Origin of the sequence: Streptomyces sp. NPDC050264 (genome assembly GCF_040655895.1) — a bacterium.
In the GTDB taxonomy this organism is placed as follows: domain Bacteria; phylum Actinomycetota; class Actinomycetes; order Streptomycetales; family Streptomycetaceae; genus Streptomyces.
Genome location: NZ_JBFAKV010000030.1, coordinates 1 through 17,028, shown reverse-complemented (window position 1 = coordinate 17,028; position 17,028 = coordinate 1). Strand labels below are relative to the sequence as shown.

General features: G+C 69.9%; 21 protein-coding genes. 9 read left to right on the top strand and 12 right to left on the bottom strand.

What is annotated here, in order from left to right:
* Positions 1–321: 321 nt before the first annotated feature.
* The gene (ppk2, locus tag AB0J02_RS37170) at positions 322–1,269 is read right to left on the bottom strand and encodes a polyphosphate kinase 2 (protein WP_363198284.1); all 948 of its coding nucleotides are present in this window, start codon (positions 1,267–1,269) and stop codon (positions 322–324) included.
* A 226-nt stretch (positions 1,270–1,495) separates the two neighbouring features.
* Between ppk2 and AB0J02_RS37165 the strand changes: the two genes are divergently transcribed.
* Together AB0J02_RS37165 and AB0J02_RS37160 are read left to right on the top strand one after the other, a co-directional pair.
* Positions 1,496–2,542 (top strand): SMI1/KNR4 family protein, encoded by a 1,047-nt coding sequence (locus AB0J02_RS37165; RefSeq protein WP_363198283.1) that lies wholly within the window; start codon positions 1,496–1,498, stop codon positions 2,540–2,542.
* Between the two features lie 37 nt (positions 2,543–2,579).
* Positions 2,580–2,951 (top strand): STAS domain-containing protein, encoded by a 372-nt coding sequence (locus AB0J02_RS37160; protein WP_363198282.1) that lies wholly within the window; start codon positions 2,580–2,582, stop codon positions 2,949–2,951.
* Between the two features lie 2 nt (positions 2,952–2,953).
* Here the strand turns inward: AB0J02_RS37160 and AB0J02_RS37155 are convergent, their stop codons facing one another.
* The gene (locus tag AB0J02_RS37155) at positions 2,954–3,841 is read right to left on the bottom strand and encodes a LysR family transcriptional regulator (RefSeq protein WP_363198281.1); all 888 of its coding nucleotides are present in this window, start codon (positions 3,839–3,841) and stop codon (positions 2,954–2,956) included.
* Positions 3,842–3,934: 93 nt separating this feature from the next.
* Here AB0J02_RS37155 and AB0J02_RS37150 point away from each other — a divergent pair, with 93 nt between their 5' ends.
* From AB0J02_RS37150 to AB0J02_RS37140, 3 genes are read left to right on the top strand one after another with little or no spacing between them, the layout of a single operon-like run.
* Entirely contained in the window at positions 3,935–5,146 is a 1,212-nt protein-coding gene (locus tag AB0J02_RS37150) for a thiolase family protein (protein ID WP_363198280.1), read from the top strand.
* Positions 5,143–5,814: a 3-oxoacid CoA-transferase subunit A gene (locus AB0J02_RS37145; protein WP_363198279.1), complete on the top strand. Its 672-nt coding sequence runs from the start codon at positions 5,143–5,145 to the stop codon at positions 5,812–5,814. Before AB0J02_RS37150 ends, AB0J02_RS37145 begins: the two co-directional genes overlap by 4 nt.
* Entirely contained in the window at positions 5,811–6,485 is a 675-nt protein-coding gene (locus tag AB0J02_RS37140) for a 3-oxoacid CoA-transferase subunit B (RefSeq protein WP_363198278.1), read from the top strand. Before AB0J02_RS37145 ends, AB0J02_RS37140 begins: the two co-directional genes overlap by 4 nt.
* A 226-nt stretch (positions 6,486–6,711) precedes the next feature.
* Here AB0J02_RS37140 and AB0J02_RS37135 read toward each other — a convergent pair whose 3' ends face one another.
* On the bottom strand, positions 6,712–7,362 hold the full coding sequence (locus tag AB0J02_RS37135; protein ID WP_363198277.1) for a TetR/AcrR family transcriptional regulator: 651 nt from the start codon (positions 7,360–7,362) through the stop codon (positions 6,712–6,714).
* Between the two features lie 4 nt (positions 7,363–7,366).
* A complete protein-coding gene (locus tag AB0J02_RS37130) occupies positions 7,367–7,741 on the bottom strand; it encodes a hypothetical protein (protein WP_363198276.1) in 375 nt (124 codons plus the stop codon).
* 279 nt (positions 7,742–8,020) lie between these two features.
* Here AB0J02_RS37130 and AB0J02_RS37125 point away from each other — a divergent pair, with 279 nt between their 5' ends.
* Positions 8,021–9,133 (top strand): ABC transporter substrate-binding protein, encoded by a 1,113-nt coding sequence (locus tag AB0J02_RS37125; RefSeq protein ID WP_363198275.1) that lies wholly within the window; start codon positions 8,021–8,023, stop codon positions 9,131–9,133.
* Positions 9,134–9,178: 45 nt separating this feature from the next.
* On the opposite strand, the gene AB0J02_RS37120 is transcribed toward AB0J02_RS37125, so the two are convergent.
* Together AB0J02_RS37120 and AB0J02_RS37115 are read right to left on the bottom strand one after the other, a co-directional pair.
* Positions 9,179–9,853 carry an NAD(P)-binding domain-containing protein gene (locus AB0J02_RS37120; RefSeq protein WP_363198274.1) on the bottom strand — a complete coding sequence of 225 codons (675 nt, stop codon included), beginning with the start codon at positions 9,851–9,853 and terminating at the stop codon, positions 9,179–9,181.
* Between the two features lie 30 nt (positions 9,854–9,883).
* Positions 9,884–10,714, bottom strand: a complete 831-nt coding sequence (locus AB0J02_RS37115) for an inositol monophosphatase family protein (RefSeq protein ID WP_363198273.1) — start codon at positions 10,712–10,714, stop codon at positions 9,884–9,886.
* Between the two features lie 146 nt (positions 10,715–10,860).
* Here AB0J02_RS37115 and AB0J02_RS37110 point away from each other — a divergent pair, with 146 nt between their 5' ends.
* The 3 genes from AB0J02_RS37110 (at position 10,861) to AB0J02_RS37100 (ending at position 12,730) form a co-directional block, all read left to right on the top strand.
* A complete protein-coding gene (locus AB0J02_RS37110) occupies positions 10,861–11,790 on the top strand; it encodes a LysR family transcriptional regulator (RefSeq protein ID WP_363198272.1) in 930 nt (309 codons plus the stop codon).
* Between the two features lie 74 nt (positions 11,791–11,864).
* Positions 11,865–12,302: a phage holin family protein gene (locus AB0J02_RS37105; RefSeq protein WP_363198271.1), complete on the top strand. Its 438-nt coding sequence runs from the start codon at positions 11,865–11,867 to the stop codon at positions 12,300–12,302.
* The gene (locus AB0J02_RS37100; protein WP_363198270.1) at positions 12,299–12,730 is read left to right on the top strand and encodes a DUF3618 domain-containing protein; all 432 of its coding nucleotides are present in this window, start codon (positions 12,299–12,301) and stop codon (positions 12,728–12,730) included. Before AB0J02_RS37105 ends, AB0J02_RS37100 begins: the two co-directional genes overlap by 4 nt.
* A 346-nt stretch (positions 12,731–13,076) precedes the next feature.
* Here AB0J02_RS37100 and AB0J02_RS37095 read toward each other — a convergent pair whose 3' ends face one another.
* The 6 genes from AB0J02_RS37095 to AB0J02_RS37070 form a co-directional block, all read right to left on the bottom strand.
* Positions 13,077–13,241, bottom strand: coding sequence for a hypothetical protein (locus AB0J02_RS37095; protein WP_363198269.1), 165 nt, complete (start codon positions 13,239–13,241; stop codon positions 13,077–13,079).
* A gap of 149 nt (positions 13,242–13,390) precedes the next feature.
* Entirely contained in the window at positions 13,391–13,690 is a 300-nt protein-coding gene (locus AB0J02_RS37090; RefSeq protein ID WP_363198268.1) for a hypothetical protein, read from the bottom strand.
* Positions 13,691–13,768: 78 nt separating this feature from the next.
* A complete protein-coding gene (locus AB0J02_RS37085; protein WP_363198267.1) occupies positions 13,769–14,542 on the bottom strand; it encodes a class I SAM-dependent methyltransferase in 774 nt (257 codons plus the stop codon).
* Between the two features lie 226 nt (positions 14,543–14,768).
* Positions 14,769–15,356, bottom strand: a complete 588-nt coding sequence (locus tag AB0J02_RS37080) for a molybdopterin-dependent oxidoreductase (protein ID WP_363198266.1) — start codon at positions 15,354–15,356, stop codon at positions 14,769–14,771.
* 77 nt (positions 15,357–15,433) lie between these two features.
* Positions 15,434–15,715 (bottom strand): hypothetical protein, encoded by a 282-nt coding sequence (locus tag AB0J02_RS37075; RefSeq protein WP_363198265.1) that lies wholly within the window; start codon positions 15,713–15,715, stop codon positions 15,434–15,436.
* A 230-nt stretch (positions 15,716–15,945) separates the two neighbouring features.
* A complete protein-coding gene (locus AB0J02_RS37070) occupies positions 15,946–16,371 on the bottom strand; it encodes a hypothetical protein (protein ID WP_363198264.1) in 426 nt (141 codons plus the stop codon).
* Positions 16,372–17,028 lie beyond the last annotated feature (657 nt).

Sequence of the window (17,028 nt, the reverse complement as noted above, 5' to 3'; positions counted from 1 at the left end):
GGGGAACCCCACCACGCCCGGGGTGTCGGCGACACCACCGACCGGCACGGTTCCCGGATGTCCTCGGGGCCGGATCCCGACGAAAGACGGAGCTCGTTCGAAATCAACGGCACCATCAGTACTCGGGGATCACCGTGGATCCGGTCCGGGGCAAGCCCCGTGCGACACGGGGTGCCGGTGCGGCGCGCAGCGCGCCGGGCCGCTTACGCGGCATCGGCCTTTTGTGATGCGGGCATGGACATCATGATGACAGGGGCCACGGGCCGTAGGCCGCCCCTTACGAGGTGGTGCCCACGGCCGGAGCTCTCGGACGCAGGCCGCTCAGGGGTGTTGCCCTCGCCCCTCGTAATAGCCCGCGAGCCTGCTGGGAGACAGGTCCGTCGGGTCCTCGCCCGCCTCCAGAAGGGTGTCGGCGGGACCGATGACCAGCGGATCGGCCTTCCCGACCGCGTTCTCGTCCCGCGCCTCGTAGTCGAACCGCAGCAAGAGGTGGCGCATGGCTTCCAGGCGGCCGCGGCGCTTGTCGTTCGTCTTCACCACGGTCCACGGAGCGTGGTCGGTGTCCGTCGTCCGGAACATCTCCACCTTCGCGTGGGTGTAGGCATCCCACAGATCCAGCGAGGCCATGTCCGTGGCCGAGAGCTTCCACTGGCGTACGGGGTCGACCTGGCGGATCGCGAAGCGCGTGCGCTGTTCGGTGCGGGAGACCGAGAACCAGAACTTGATCAGGACGACACCGTCGTCGGTGAGCATCTTCTCGAACAGGGGAGCCTGTTGCAGAAATTGCTGGTGCTGCTGTGGGGTGCAGAAGCCCATGACGGGTTCGACGCCTGCCCGGTTGTACCAGGAACGGTCGAAGAAGACGATCTCACCGGCGGCCGGAAGATGCGTGACGTAGCGCTGGAAGTACCACTCGCGCGCCTCCCGCTCGGTCGGTTTGTCCAACGCCACGACCCGTGCCCCACGCGGGTTGAGCCGCTCGGTGAAGCGCTTGATGGTGCCGCCCTTGCCGGCCGCGTCGCGCCCTTCGCAGACCACCACGACGCGCCGCCCCTGGTCACGGACCGACTTCTGCAGCTTGAGCAGTTCGATCTGCAGGACCCGCTTGGCGCGCTCGTACTCCTTGCGCCTCAGCTTCTGCGTGTACGGATAGTTCTCCCGCCAGGTGCGCAGCGGACGGCCGTCCTCTTCGAGGAGCACCGGCCGCTCGGGGTGGGAGTCGTCGACCCGCAGCCCATCAAGGAGATCTTCCTCTTCGTTGCCGTTCAACGTGACCTCCTCACGAGCCCGCGGAGGGCAGCGGCCACAGGGAAAAAGGGAGAAAGCGGATAAGGGCGTGAACTGTGGGATGTAACCGCATTATTACCCCTGTAAAAACAGCCTACCCAGTCGGCAGCCGAATGCGTCAGGTGTCTGCGCCGACGCGTGACGGCCACGCCAGGTGGTCGACCTCGTCGCAGGGCACTGTGTCGCGGCTTCGGATACGGTGCCCGGCGTGAAGGACGACATACAACGGGTGGAAGCGATCGAGGCGCGGCAGGTGACCGACGCCTGGCAGCGCGTCGAGGCCTGGCTACGGAGATACGCTCCGGCGACCCGGGAGGCACTGCGGCCCGGAGCCGGTGAGGAGGAGATCGCCGCCCTGCAGCAGACGCTCGGCGTCCGTGTCCCCGCGGGGCTGAAGGCTCTGTGGGGTCGGTGCGCAGGGGTGTACCGCATGCCGGGCGCCGGGTTCCTGCTGGATCAACGGGCCTTGATGCCCCTCGACGCCGTGGTCACCGTGTATCGGGAGAAGATGGCGCAGGAGAAGGAGGACGGCGACGGCGAGTTCCAGTTCTGGCGGGCCGCGTGGATTCCGTTCTGCTCGTTCGGTGTCGACGACCTCGTCTATGGGCTGTGTCTGGATGCCGAGACCGGCAGGCTCCTCACGTGGAGCAGGTTCTACGGGCACGATGTCGCCTACGAGTCGCTGACGACGTACTTGGAGGAGATGGCCGACATCCTCGAAGCACCGACGCTGGCCGTCGGAGCCGGGCCGGGCCTGCTGAACGGCACCTTGGCATGGCGTCGGCCGACGGCACCCGAAGAAGCGGCGCTGTGGGTGCCGTTCACCGGGGGAGCGGAGCAACCGGCCGCTGTGGACGTCGACTTCGAGACTCTGGTGCGGCGGGTGAGGGACACCGGGGAGCGTGTGCGTGTGGAGGCGGATGGCCGGCCGGCCGCCACCCTTTACCCGGTGGCAGAGCTGGCCGAACTGGACGAGTCGGCAGGCGGGCTCGGCCGGTTGCCCTCGGCGGACGACGACGGGACGCTCGTGCCCGCACCGGTGAGAGTCGGTGACTTCATCCAGCACACTCACCTCGGGGGTGAGGGAAAGACCTTCACCGAGGGCGGTGCGGCCGTGGCGGTTCTCCTCACGGCCGTCGAGGTCGAGCGCCTGGAGGAGCGTGCGGCGATTGCGCGGCAGGGCAGGATGAGCCCCGAACAGGCCGCGGCGTTCGCGGAGTTCCTGGCCCGGCAGCCGACGCGGCCGGACGCCTGACCACGGGGGCGGCCCGGTATGTGCCAGGGTGGCGCCCATGACGTCCGGCAGTCGAAAAGTACGGGTTGACCAGCAGGAACGGGTGGCAGTGGTCACCCCGCGCGGTGAGGTGGACCTGAACGACCTCACCGAGATCGTCGACACTTTCGCGCAGGTCCTCGCCGACGCGTCGACGGACGCGACGTTGATCGATCTCTCGCGGGTGACGTTCGCCGACAGTGTCTTTCTCAACCAGATCCTGGTCACCGTCTCCGGCCATGCGCTGAAGCGCCGCCCGCTCGTCCTGTGCGGACCGCTCCAGCCGGACGTACACCGTCTCCTGCGCATCACCGGCGCCGACACCGTCCTGCCGCTCGCGGCCACCCGGCCGGAGGGCCTGCGGCAGTTGCACGCCCCGGACCCCGAATAGCGTCATGCCGCGCTCGCGCACCGCTCGATCACCGCGGCGACCTGTTCCGCGGCCGGGGAGTTGCGATGTGCACGGCGGGCCAGGAGCAGGTCCACGGACTCGGGGTCCTCCAGCGGAACGTACGTCACCCCGTCGAGGCTGAGACTCCGTACCGACCGCGGCACCAGGGCCACCCCGTGGCCTGCCGCCACGAAGACGACCAGGGTGGCCGTCTCGCCGACCTCGGTCAGGGAGGCGGGCCGGAATCCCGCCCGTTCGCACGCCGACAGCACACGCTCGTACATGGAGGAGCGGGACTGCGACGGGTGGACGACGAACGGTTCGTCGGCGAGGGCCTTCAGCGGGATGCCTGCCCGGCCGGCCAGCGGATGGTGCGCGGGAAGCACGGCCACCAGGGGCTCGGACCGCAGCGGCGTGACGCGCAGGTCCGCGTCGGCGACCGCGCCCCGGACGACCGCGAGATCGTACGTACCGGAGAGGAGGCCCTCGACGAGTTCCGGGGTGAGGATCTCGCCGCGCAGGTCCATGGTGATCCCGGGCAACTCCGCGCGTACGGTGCGCGAGACCCGCGGCAGCACGTCGTACGTGGCCGTGCCGATGAAGCCCACGGAGACCCGCCCCGCGTGACCGGTCGCCAGCTCCCGCATGTGGACCCGGGCGCGCTCCTCCTCGGCGACGAGGACACGCGCGTAGTCGGTGAGCCGGCGGCCGGCCTCGGTCGGTTCGACGCGCCGCGTGGACCGGTTGAACAACAGGATGCCGAGGTCGCGTTCCAGCTGCTTGATCTGCTGGGACAGAGCCGGCTGTGCCACGTGCAGACGGGCCGCCGCGCGGCCGAAGTGGCACTCCTCGATGAGGGCGAGGAAGTACCGGAGCTGACGGAGTTCCATGGCTCCATCGTAGAGGCACTTATGCGGATGGCTTATCAATCCATGCCGACTAGGTCTTGGACGGGATGAACCGCGCGCTCCTACCGTGAGTCCGTGACCGACAGCTATCTGTACGCAGCAGCACGAACGCCCTTCGGACGGTTCTCGGGCGCGCTGGCGAACGTCCGCCCCGACGACCTCGCCGCCCTGGCCATCACCGGGACGCTCGCCAAGACCCCCGGGCTCGATCCGGCGGAGATCGGCGACGTCGTCTGGGGGAACGCCAACGGGGCCGGTGAGGACAACCGCAATGTCGGCAGAATGGCCGTCCTCCTGGCGGGGCTGCCGACATCGGTGCCCGCCACGACCGTGAACAGGCTGTGCGGGTCCTCGCTGGACGCGGCCATGATCGCTTCCCGCGCCATCGAGACCGGCGACGCGGACATCGTGCTCACCGGCGGGGTCGAGTCGATGACCCGGGCGCCGTGGGTGCTGCCCAAACCCGCGAAGGCGTTCCCCGCCGGGGACGTGACGGCCGTGTCGACCACCCTCGGGTGGCGGCTGGTCAACGAGCGCATGCCCAAGGAGTGGACCGTCTCCCTGGGCGAGGCGAACGAGCAGCTCGCCGACCGCTTCGCCGTCACCCGCGAGCGCCAGGACGCGTTCGCCGCCCGCTCCCACAATCTCGCCGACGACGCCTGGAACGCGGGCTTCTACGACGATCTGGTCGTCCCCGTCACCGTCGACGCCAAGGGAGCCACGCTCGACCGGGACGAGGGGATCCGCCCCGGCTCCACCGCCGAGAAGCTGGCCGGGCTCAAGCCCGTCTTCCGCACGGACGGTGTCATCACGGCGGGCAACGCCTCACCGCTGAGCGACGGCGCTTCCGCCGTGTTGCTGGGCTCGGGCGCCGCCGCCGCCCGGATCGGCACCGACCCCGTCGCCCGGATCGCCGGACGAGGCGTGTCGGCACTCGATCCGCAACTGTTCGGATACGCCCCCGTCGAGGCGGCGAACAGGGCGCTGAAAAGCGCGGGCATCACCTGGTCCGACGTGGCCGCCGTCGAGCTGAACGAAGCGTTCGCCGTGCAGTCCCTCGCCTGCGTCGACGCCTGGGGAGCCGACCCGGACATCGTCAACGCCAAGGGCGGCGCGATCGCACTGGGCCACCCGCTGGGCGCGTCCGGAGGACGACTCCTCGCCACGCTGGCCCACCGGCTCCGCACGTCGGGCGAGCGCTGGGGTGTCGCCGCCATCTGCATCGGAGTGGGCCAGGCACTCGCCGTGGTCCTGGAGAACGCCACAGCCACAGGAGGCAACCGGTGAGTACGCAGTTGTGTGCCGACGCGGACGAGGCCGTGGCCGGGATCGAGGACGGATCCACGGTGCTGGTCGGCGGGTTCGGCATGGCCGGGATGCCGGTCGACCTGATCGACGCGCTCATCCGGCAGGGCGCGGGCGACCTCACCGTCGTCTCGAACAACGCCGGCAACGGCGACACCGGGCTGGCCGCCCTGCTGGCCAAAGGCCGGGTCCGCAAAGTGATCTGTTCCTTCCCGCGCCAGGCGGACTCGTGGGTGTTCGACGAGCTGTACCGCGCGGGCCGGATCGAGCTGGAGGTCGTACCGCAGGGCAACCTCGCCGAGCGCATGCGGGCGGCCGGGGCCGGAATCGGCGCCTTCTTCTGCCCCACCGGCGTCGGCACCCTGCTCGCCGAGGGCAAGGAGACCCGCGAGATCGACGGCCGCACCTACGTCCTCGAGTACCCGATCAAGGGCGACGTCGCGCTGATCGGCGCCCACCGCGCCGACCGCATGGGCAACCTGGTCTACCGCAAGACCGCACGGAACTTCGGCCCCGTCATGGCCACCGCGGCGACCACCGTCATCGCCCAGGTCCGCGAGATCGTCGAGACCGGCGAGATCGACCCCGAGACCGTCATCACCCCGAGCATCTTTGTCGACCGAGTGGTGCAGGAGGCGCGTCGCGCATGACCCGGACAAGCGAACTGAACGAAGTCACCGACAAACAGGGCCCGTTGGGCAAGCACGACATCGCCGCCCTGATAGCGCGCGACATCCCCCAGGGCGCCTTCGTCAACCTGGGCATCGGCCAGCCGACCCTCGTCGCCGATCATCTGTCGGCCGACTCCGGCGTGGTCCTCCACACGGAGAACGGCATGCTCAACATGGGGCCCGCCGCGCAGGACGACGAGGTCGATCCCGATCTGACCAACGCGGGCAAGGTCCCCGTCACGGAGCTGCCCGGAGCCGCGTACTTCCACCACGCCGACTCCTTCGGCATGATGCGCGGCGGGCATCTGGACATCTGCGTCCTCGGCGCGTTCCAGGTCTCGGCCGGCGGAGACCTCGCCAACTGGCACACCGGCGCGCCCGACGCCATTCCCGCCGTCGGCGGCGCCATGGACCTGGCGATCGGCGCGAAGAAGGTCTTCGTGATGATGACCCTGTTCACCAAGGACGGCACGCCCAAGCTGGTGCCCGAGTGCGGCTATCCGCTCACCGGCCTGGGCTGCGTCGACCGCGTCTACACGGACCTCGCGGTCTTCGACATCACGCCGCAAGGGGTCAGGGTCGCGCAGACCTTCGGCATCACACCGGACGAGCTCGCCGCTCGCCTGAAGGTGCCCCTGATGTTCGCCTGACCGCCGAACTCGCCGAACTCGCCGCCCGGCTGTACGCGGCGCTCCTACTCCGTCGGAACCGCCCAACTCGCCCTCACGCCAGCAGAGTTCCGGCTTCCTGCCGCGCTGATGGCGGCGTCCGGAGGCGTGGTGCGGCGCCGCGACCTGATCAGCGCGGGCCGGCCGGAAGGTGCCCGGGTCGACGACAACCCCCTCGACACCGGGCCTCTACGAAGCTGTCACGAGGTCAGGCTCGCTGGATCCCGGCGAGCAGGATGTCCGCGAGTCTGTCGGCATAGGTGTCGGGGTCGATGTGGGGGTTCTCGGTCCCCAGGTACTCGATCATCATGTCGATCGCACCTTGGTAGGTGATGGCCATCACGCGCGTGTCGAAGTCGCGCAGAGTCCCCTCGGCCTGGCCGCGCCGGAACAGCGATTCCTGTGCCTGGTACGTCGATTCGTAAGCGTCGAGCGTCAGGCGCGGCGTGCCGTCGGGGTGACGCAGGTTGTGCACGATGTGGTTGAGAGCGCTGAGTTCTCCCCGGTGGGTGCGGGTCAGAGCCGCCGCTCGGCGCAGGGCCGCGCGCACGATGTCCGGGACGGGCTCGGTCAGGTCGAGCGAGTCGGCGACGCGGTCGCGGATGGTGGTCATCGTCGCCTTGGCGGTGGACTCCATCAGGTCGTCCTTGTCGGCGAAGTAGTGCCAGATCAGGCCCTTGGAAACACCGGCCCGCCGGGCGACCCGGGCCAACGACAGGCCGTCGTAGCCGTACTCGGCGAGTTCCTCCAGGGCGGCGGTCATGATTTGCTCCCGGCGCTGGTTCTCGTCCAGCCGCTGCCGGCGTGCACCCGGCTTCGTGCTCTGCGCGGGTGTGGTGGGTGAGGGCGGAGTGCTCATGCCGTCACTGTGGACCAGTGGCCAGGTCGGCCGCGACCCGCCGGCTGTTCTTGCGAACCTGGATCGAAAGGATCATGAGCGTCAGCATCATCGCGGCGATGACGAGCATCTCGCCGCGCATCCACGCGGGGAAGACGCCGGGCAGCACGGCCTCGACGAGATTCACCACCAGCAGGACGGCTCCGATGACGGTGAGTGCGCGAACCCCGGAAGGACTTCCGTCCAGTGCGGCGCGTGTTCGCAGGGGAAGGACGACCGCGAACACGGCGACGATCACGGCGTGACCCCATGCCTCCGAGATCGCCAGGCGTGGCGCCGAAGCAGCGAGAACGGCCAGGGCCACAAGTGTGCCCAGGGCCACCACAACGTAGGCGGCCACCAGTCGTCTCGCCCTCGCGAGCGGTACGGACACGTGTGATGCCGTTTTGAGCTGGTCCCTGTCTGAGCTATTGACCATGCGGTCAATATTAGTTGGATTGACCGCTCGGTCAATAGTTGGATCGACAGATGGGGACAGAGAGCCGCGTCGGGAGTTCTGCGAGCGGAAATCCGGTTGCTTGTTTCTAGGGGCGGTGGATGCAATGTCCGGCGTGATCCAACAGACGCCCCCGCCTCGCCGGGATGGGCTGCCGAACCGTCGCCCGGAGGACGCCGACGCATGAGAAATCCAGCAACGCTTGCCGTAGCGAGGCGAACTGACGGACCGTCCGTCCGCATCGGTGCCCTCGTGCCGCTGACCCGGCCCGGCTGGTCCGAGGCGGGCCGGCACTTGCTCGCCGGCCTGGAGCTGGCCGTCCGCGATGTCAACGACGACGGCGGGATCGTCGGCAGACCACTCGAATTGGTGGTCCGGGACACCGCGGCCGACCCTCAGAAAGCCGTGGCGGCCGTCGATGAACTGGCTCGCCTCGGCGTGGCCGCCTTGGCGGGGGAGTACCACAGCGTCGTCGCTCGCGCCGCTGCCGGCCGGGCCGACGCCCTCGGCCTGCCGTACCTCTGCTCGTCAGCGGTGCTCGACACGCTCACCGATCGGCCGACGGACTGGGTCGCGCGCCTCTCCCCGCCGCAGTCCCGCGGCTGGCGGGTCTACGCGGACTTCCTCCTCGGCGCCGGACACCGCCGCATCGCCGTGGCGACTCAGCCGAGCGTCTACTGGGCCGGCGGGACGCGCATCTTGCGGGACCACCTCGCTCCACGCGGCGGCACCGTCATGGAACTCGACATGAGCGCCCTCACCCCCACGGCCGTGTGCGACGAACTCGCCCGCCACGGCGCTACGGCTCTCCTTCTTCTGGTCGGCCACCCGCAACCGGCCGTGCCGATCGTCGAGTCCGTCCGCCGCGACCAGCGCCTCACCGAGGTCATGATCGGCGCCCCGGCCGGGCAGCCGGAGTTCGCCGAATGGAAGACGTCGCTGGGTGAGGGCGGCGCCGCCGTCCCGTTCCTGCGCTACCTGCCCGAGCGCCTCGGCCCACTCGGCGCACGCGTCGGGTCGGCCCTGCGCGAACGGCTGGCGCAAACACCCTCCTTCGTCGCCTTCGAGGGCTACGACACGGTCGCCGTCCTCGCCGAAGTGCTGCGTTCGCACGGCACGGACCGGGCACGCATCGCCGAAGCCTGGCCGCGCGTCGCAGTCCAAGGCACCCGCGGGCGGATCCAGTTCTCCCGCACGCCGGGGATCAGCGTGTGGCAGTGGGCCGGGCCGTCGATCCAGGTCGTCGACCGAGATCCGGCTGACCCCGAACGCTTCCGGGTCCTCCACACCGGCTGACCCTGCCTGCGCGTTCGCGAGCACCCGAAGCAGCGCGCGAGGAGTTCAGCGTGCGAGGGAGACGGCGAACGGCTGGAACCCTTTGGCACGTAGTACGTGGGGGACGAGCAGAACGAGCGCTTCGGTGGCGCGGGCGGTGGTGATGTCGCCGAGATCCTCGATCCATTCGGGTCGCCAGCCCAGGTCGGCGAGGAGACCGGCGGTGACGGTCTTGGCATCGGCGTCGTCGCCGGACAGGTAGGCGGTGGGCGGCGTGGACAGGGTGGCGGGGGCTGTCATGACCGGGAACAGCATGGTGTTGAGCGTCTTGACGACCCGGGTGGCGGGCAGCGCCTGCTGCAACTGCTCGGCGAGACTGCCGCCGGGGTAGCAGAGGTCCGCGGGGAGTCCGTCGGGGCTGTGGTGCGTGGCGTTGGAGACGTCGACGAGGATCTTGCCGCTCAGTTCGGTGGCCAGGGCGGAGAGTCGCGCCAGGGCGCTGTCGCCCGGGGTGGCATTGACCACGATGTCGGAGGTGGCGGCCGTGGCGCGCTGGTCGGCGAAGCGGATCGCCCGGGCCGCGCCGGACTCGTGGACCTCGGCCTGCCCGGGCGGCTGCCGGTGGCCGAGCGTGACCTCGTGGCCGGCGGCGGCGAGTGCGCGGGCGAGACCGCTGCCGACGCGGCCGGCGCCGAGGATGCCGATGCTGGGCTTGCTGGTCTCGGTGTTCTTGCCGGTCATGCTGGTGTGCTCCTTCTGGGGCAGGGGTGATCAGGCGAGGGGGGACAGGACGGTGGAGATCGCGGCATGGATGCCCGGGGCGGCGGCCAGGAAGTCGGGGGCGGCCAGGTTCCAGGGGTTGCCGTCGATGTCGGTGACGGTGCCGCCGGCCTCGGCGACCAGCAAGGCACCGGCGACCAGCCCCGAACGCACGTCGGAGAACTGCCAGAAGGCATCCGTACGGCCGGCTGCGACGTGGATCAACTGCAAGGTGGCGGGCACGGAGACGCGGACGACGAGGCCGTGGATCAGCAGCTGCGTGACGGACGCGCCGATCCGGCGGAACGTCTCCTCGTCCTCCCCGGGCCTGGCCTGGCCCGTCCCGGTCAGGGCCGCGCGCAGATCGGTCTTGGCGGACACGTGCAGCGGAGCGCCGTTCAACTGGGCGCCGCGTCCGGCCACCGCGGTGTAGGTGTCGCCGGTCAACGGAAGGTGGACGACCGTGAGGACCGGCTCGTTGTCCCGTACGAGGGTGGCGGTCACGGCCCAGTCCGGCATGCCCTGCACGTGGTTGATGTTGCCCTCGGCCGGGTCGACGATCCACCACTCGCCCAACGGCAGCGCGCCACCGGCGAGTTCGTCCTCGGCCCACTTCGCTCCTGGCCGGGCGGACAGCAGCGGCGCCTTCAAAAGGTCGAGCACCGCGTCGTCGTTGGCGTAGATCGCCGAGACGATCTCCTCGGTACTGGTGGCGCGGGCCTGCGCTGTGAAGCGCTCGAGCAAGAGGTCACCGGCTGTGCGGACGGCTGCGGTGACCTGGCCGAGGAAAGCGTCGTCGAGGTCGGTACGTGTGGCGGAGGACCGGCTGGTGTCAGAGGTCATGAGCTGCGCTCCCAGGGACTCGGCCGGACACGGAAGAAGTGCCGGCGGATTGGCGGGCGGTGTGGTGTGCTCCGCCGCTGTGCATGACGCTAGGCAACCCATGGATTAACAGCAAGTGCATGCTTGTAACCCCTAGCATTACCCTCATGCAACTGAATCTGAATCTGCTCACCGCGCTGGACGCGCTCCTGGAAGAGGGCAGCGTGGCCGGCGCCGCCGCCCGGCTGCACGTCACCTCCCCGGCGATGAGCCGGACCCTGGGCCGGATCCGCCACGCCACCGGCGACCAGATCCTGGTCCGCACCGGCCGCACGATGGTTCCCACGCTGTACGCCCTGGAGGTCCGCGCGCAGGTCCACGACCTCGTCCACCAGGCCCACCAACTCCTCGCCCGGGAACGGGAATTGGACCTGGCCACCCTGAACCGGACGTTCACCGTTCGCTGGCACGACGCGCTGGCCTCGGCCTGCGGCCCCGCCCTGCTCGCCGCGGTCCACCGGCAGGCCCCGGGCGTACGGGTTCGACTGGTGGCCGAAGCGCACGCCGACACTCCTGAACTACGGCGCGGCGAGGTCGACCTCGAATCGAGTTCCGCCGAGCCCTCCATGCCCGACACCCGCCACCAACTCATCGGTGAGGACCGTCTCGTCGTGGCGGTCCGCTCCGGTCATCCGCTGACCGAAGGCACCTTCACCCCCGAGCGCTACGCCGCGGCCGGACACGTCACCGTCTCCCGGCGCGGACGCCTGCGCGATCCTGTCGACGACGCCCTGGTCGCCCTCGGACTCGAACGCCAGGTCATCGCCGCGGCGCCGAGCGCGGCAACAGCGCTTTCCCTGATCCGTGACACCGACCTCGTCGTCACCGTCCCCCAGGCCGTCACCGACTCCGCCCGGCGCGGTCTCGGCCTGCGCGCGCTGCCCCTTCCCCTCAAGATGCCGCCCATTCCCCTGCACCTGGTCTGGCACCAGCGCCACGACAACGACCGCGCTCACGCATGGCTGCGCACGCAGGCCCAAGCCGCTCTGGAGGCCGTGTTCGAGGAGAGCAGCCGCGGCTCGGCCGACATCGTTTGAAATCCGTGGCCCGGCCCAGGTGTCGTTCTCGCGTATTCGGGGGTACGCGGTCGGCACAGGAAGGAGGGCCCGGAATGGATGAGACACCCAGGCAGACGACCGGCAGCACGACCGTTCGCCCCGGCGCGTCCGAGGAACCGGTGGGCGATCTGGTCCAGCGCGCCTCGCAGCAGCTGACAGAGCTGGTACGCGGCGAGATGCGGCTGGCCCAGGCGGAGATGAAGGAGAAGGGCAAGCGCTACGGCAAGGGTGGCGGGCTCTTCGGCGGGGCCGGACTGGTCGGCTTCCTGACGCTGCAGGCGCTGGTCGCCACCGCGATCGCCGCACTGGCGGTGCCGTTGCCGGTCTGGGCCGCGGCACTGATCGTGACGGCCGTACTCGGGCTGGTCACGGCCGTGCTGGCGCTGACCGGGAAGAAGGAGGTCAGCCAGGCCGCGCCGCCGACCCCCGAGCAGACCATCGACAGCGTGAAGGCCGATGTGGCCGAAATCAAGGAGAGTGCCAAGCGATGACGCAGCCGCCCCACGACGAGCCCACGGCCGCCAGCACCGAGGAACTGCGTGAGCAGGTCGAACAGACCCGGCACGAGCTGGGCGACACGGTCCAGGCGCTGGCCGACAAGACGGACGTCAAGGCCCGGACACAGCAGAAGGCCGCCGACCTCAAGGAGCAGACGGCGGCGAAGGCTTCGGAACTGACGGCGCAGGCCAAGGTGAAGGCGTCCGAGACGGTTCAGGCGCTGCAGGAGCACCTGCCCGACGAGGCCAAGGACAAGGCAGCCGTCGCCGCCGGGCAGGTGAAGGCCAAGGCATCGCAGGCGCAACGGGCGTGGCAGGAGAAGGCGCCCGAGTCGGTGCGCGACAACCGCACCGTACTGATCGCCGCGGGCGCGGCCCTCGTGGCTGCCTACGCTCTGCTGCGCCGTAACAAGAAGAAGTAGCAGCGGGCCCCCGCTGACGACTGGTGTCGGTGCGGCGGTGGGGGCAGAGGAGCAGCTCGGACGGCCGGTTCCGCTCTCGGGCCTCGACTCGCGAAGCTGAGGCGACGCGTCGGGGTCCGAAAGCCGGTCCGCCGGTGCGCGACCGGGGACTCGGCAGTGCGGAGCCCGCCGCAGGATTTCAGCGGCATTCCCACGGCACAGCCGCAGGCACATGCCGACCAGTGAACGCCGAAACCGCCCGCCTGCTCGACAAGTTCACGGCCGAGCCCACGGACGGCGCCCCCGGCGCCGCGCCACCCGTCTACCGATGGCGCAGCACCAGGGGTTCAGTGCCTGGTGTGGCTGGTCAGTCCAGGTCCATGTCGCCGAACTGGACCACGGTGGCGGTGTGGTCGATGACGTTGATGCCATCGTCGCCGACGCCGAACCCGTCGGCGGCGGCGATACCCGAGCCGCCGAGGACGGCGATGGCGGCCAGAACCGTGGCGGTGACAGCTGTACGCAAGCGCATGAGGCAGTCCTTTGCTTCGTGTGTGGAAAAATCAAATGAAGATCTATCCGGCCTGTTCGAGCCATAACGGGCTCCGGGCCAAGCTCACCCGACTGCGTGCGTTCCGTCGCCCGATACGCGGAATGCTTCCCGGCGTCCGGGGAGGCAGGTCAGTCGCCGTCGGCGAGGGTGACCCGGGCGGTCGACGACCCGGGATTCTGCGATGGATCCCACTGCACGACGACGTCGGTGCCGAGGACGTCGCGCGCGAGTCCCGCCACCAGGTGCGTGGCCGCGGCCCGCGCGTCCTGGGGGTCGGCGTGGGCCGGAACGTCCAGGCGCCCACAGATGATCCCGCCCCCGACCGTGACGACACTGTGGCGCCGGCCGCCCGGCGTCGCGACCAGGACGATCCTTTCCGGAATGGGGAAGGGGGGCCTGATCTTCTCCCCCTTCTCGCGTCTCACCATGCCGCTGTCCAACATCGTCGGGTCCGTGGCGTTGAGTTCGGGTGGGAGATCGCCTCCTGCGGCGCGGCCGCTGGCCCGTCAAGGAGTAGCGCGCAGAAGCACCAGGGAACCCGTGTACGTCGGTCGGCTGCGCAGGTGGCCGAAGGCTTCGTCCCAGGCGCCGGAGCCCAGGGCACGGCGCAGGGAGATGTCGAAGCCCTGGCGGGCGCGGTCGTCGATGAAGCTCCAGGCCGAGCAGGCCTGGCGGGCCGCGGGGTCGAGGAGCATCTCGGGGCGGCCGTAGTACGCCTCGTTGAAGCCGTCGGTGCAGTCCAGCGGGATGGGGACGGACCGGGTGGTGACGGTGCCGCCGAGGGCGTCGGCCAATTTGCTCAGGCTTGGATGGCGGCGGGCTTCGACATCGAGGACGTCGGGTGCGTACTCGTAGAGCCAGAAGTCGCGGACGAGCGCGGGGTCGCAGGTCAGGATGGTGACCGGGCCCCGGGTGACACGTCGCATCTCACGCATCCCCGCTTCGGCGTCGGACCACTGGTGGACGGTGAAGAGGGCCATGGAGGCGTCGAACTGACCGTCGGTGAAGGGGAGGTGCTCGGCGACGGCGTCGATGGCGGTGGCGAGCCGGGCCGGGCGCTGGGCGCGCAGGGCCAGGGAGGGCTCGACCGCGGTGATGGTGTGGTCGGCGCTCTCGTAGGAGCCGGTGCCCGCGCCGACGTTGAGGACGCTGTGCGCGTCGCCGAGGGCTTGCGCGACGGCGCGGGCGATGCGTTCGTCGGGGCGGCGGGAGGAGGCGCGGCCGCCGGAGCCGGCGGTGCCGCAGTCGACGTCGCCGGCACTGCCGGCGTAGGTGCGCATGACCATGGGGGACCTCGCCTTGTGGGCCTGGACCTGGCCGGGGCGGTGACCTCCGCATCCCGAACAACGCCTTCTATATTGCATCTGCTGCCGTATATGCGACAGAGGGCTGGTAGATGCTTGGGTGATCGGTCTAAGAGCGACGCATCTGCGTTCGGAGTTTTGGAGGTTCTGTCGGCGCGTGGCCGGGCCGGTGACGCCGGGGCGACGGCGGGCCCGGCACCGCTCACCGCTCGACGTCTTCCTGGTAGGAGTAGCGCTGCCCGGCCCAGGGGTCGGCGAGGTTGTGATAGCCGCGTTCCTCCCAGAACCCGTGCCGGTCCCGCGTCATGTATTCGATGCCGCGCAACCATTTGGGGCCCTTGTAGCCGAACAGGTGCGGGACCACCAGGCGGAGCGGGAAGCCGTGTTCGGCGGTGAGCGGCTCGCCGTCGTGGTGCGAGGCCATCACGGTGGTGTCGGCGGTGAAGTCCGCGAGGCGGAGGTTGGCGCTGTAGCCGTACTCGGCCCAGGCCATGACGTGCGACACGTCCGCCGCGGGCGGGGCGAGGTCGAGCAGGGTACGGGCCGGCACGCCGAAGAACGCGTGTCCGGTGGTGCTGGTGCCGGACGCGCAGTGCAGATCCGCGTTCACCGTGACCTTGGGCATGGCGGCGACCTCGTCGAAGGTCCAGGAGTAGGTCTCCCTGTTCGCGGTGGCGCCGAAGACCTGCAGATTCCACCGATCCGGGCGAAAGCGCGGCACCGGCCCGTAGTGCGAGACGGGCCACCCCTTGGCGAGCCGCTGGCCCGGCGGCAGCATGCCTTCACTCATGACCCCAGTCCCATCGCTCTCATCGTCTGTGCCGCAGAAGCAAGGTATAAGCGTATGTCAGGCCAGTAGATGCGAGCCTAGTTGGCCACGCCGTCTGGACTATGCGGGGCCATGGGGCGTGATCCGCGGGCGCCGTACAGTCGGCGGCCGGTGGGCAGGACCTTCATCAGTACGCCGGTGATCCATACGTTGTCGTCGCTGAGCCACAGCATGCCGAGCCCGGCGAAGTGGTGGAGGGGCGCGAGCGCATACAGGGCCAGCCAGAAGAAGAGGATGGCGGCCGCGGTGACCAGCGTGCCCAGGCCGAGGGTGCGCCGCCGTGCGCGACGGGTCAGCACCCAGGAGCGGTACAGCGCCACGAAGGGGACCGGCGCTCCACCACCGTCTCGGCCGTGGCCGGTGCCAACCGCGCGTACAGCGGCGGGCCGAGACACCACACGGCGATCGGCAGCGCCCCATCCCACCAGCGTGTACCGCGGGGTCGCGGTCTCGTGCGGGGGCGTGGGCTCGACGCCGGGCACGTTGCCCCGTTGGACGAAGTGCCACAGCCATACGCCCGTCCACTCCACGGCGGCTACTGCCGGTCCGGTCAGCGCGTTGACCACGAGGGCGGCGGGCAGACGCGCTCGGGAGCGTACGCGGTGTGCAGGACGGAGAGAACGAGGAGAGCCAGAACGAGCAACAGCGGTGTCATCACGAGAAGGACCCTCGCCAACTCGGGCATGGCGTTTTCGGCATAGGCCGAGCAGGAGTCCTCGTCGGCGATGTTGTGGTCCGCGTAGTCCCGGACGTCCTCGAAGGTGTCCCGGGCCGCCGCGAATCCTCCGGCGAGGAGCGCGCGGCCGAGCACGGCGGTCAGGGCGGACACGCGGAGGGTGAAGCCGTACAGCCCGCGGCGGTACCAGTGACCGACGGCGCCGAGCACCCCGCCGACGCTGCCGCCCGGCCGCTCGGTGGAGTGGTCACCGATGCCGTCGGCCTCCCGGCCGTTCGGCTGGTCTCCGTCGTGTGCCATGAACTGCGCTGCCCCCCCGTGCCGGTTCCGTGGTGGTGGCAATCAAGACGCCCTGCGGGGCGTGTGGGGTTCCTGGGGGCCGAGTGCATTTCCGCAGGTCCGCGTCGCCGGAGGCCGCCTCCTGGACCGGCGGAACTTCAGCGGACCTTCCACGGAATCGAATGGGGGAACAGGCGTGAGGACTGTGTGCGAATTCTGCGGGTGCATGACCGTTATCGGGCGCAAGCCCTGTTCGCGGGGTGTGCGCCGGGCGGCGCCCGGGCGATGGTAACCGCTTGTTGTTGAGTGTTCAAAGGGTCGGTGCCATACACAGCAAATCATGGGAACCCTCCCATCACGGTCGGTGCCGGATACAGGTGAGGGTTGCGGAAATATCCGCATCTAGTAACGCCATCCGATCACCACCCGATTAGGCCCGCGGCAGGCTCCGCGGCGGTCCACAGTGTGGGTCTCCCGGCAGCACGCCGGGAGACCCGCACCGCCCAGCGTCCCGTGCACCGGGGTTCTGGACATGTCTCAAGGGGGCACTCATGTCCACAGCACGCAGCAAGCGCCGTATCGCCGCGGCGATCCTGGCATCCGGCGTCATCATCGGGACGGCCGCCGTGCCGGCCGTCGCCGACGGGCACAGGGCACCGCACCGGTCCTCCGTCGTCA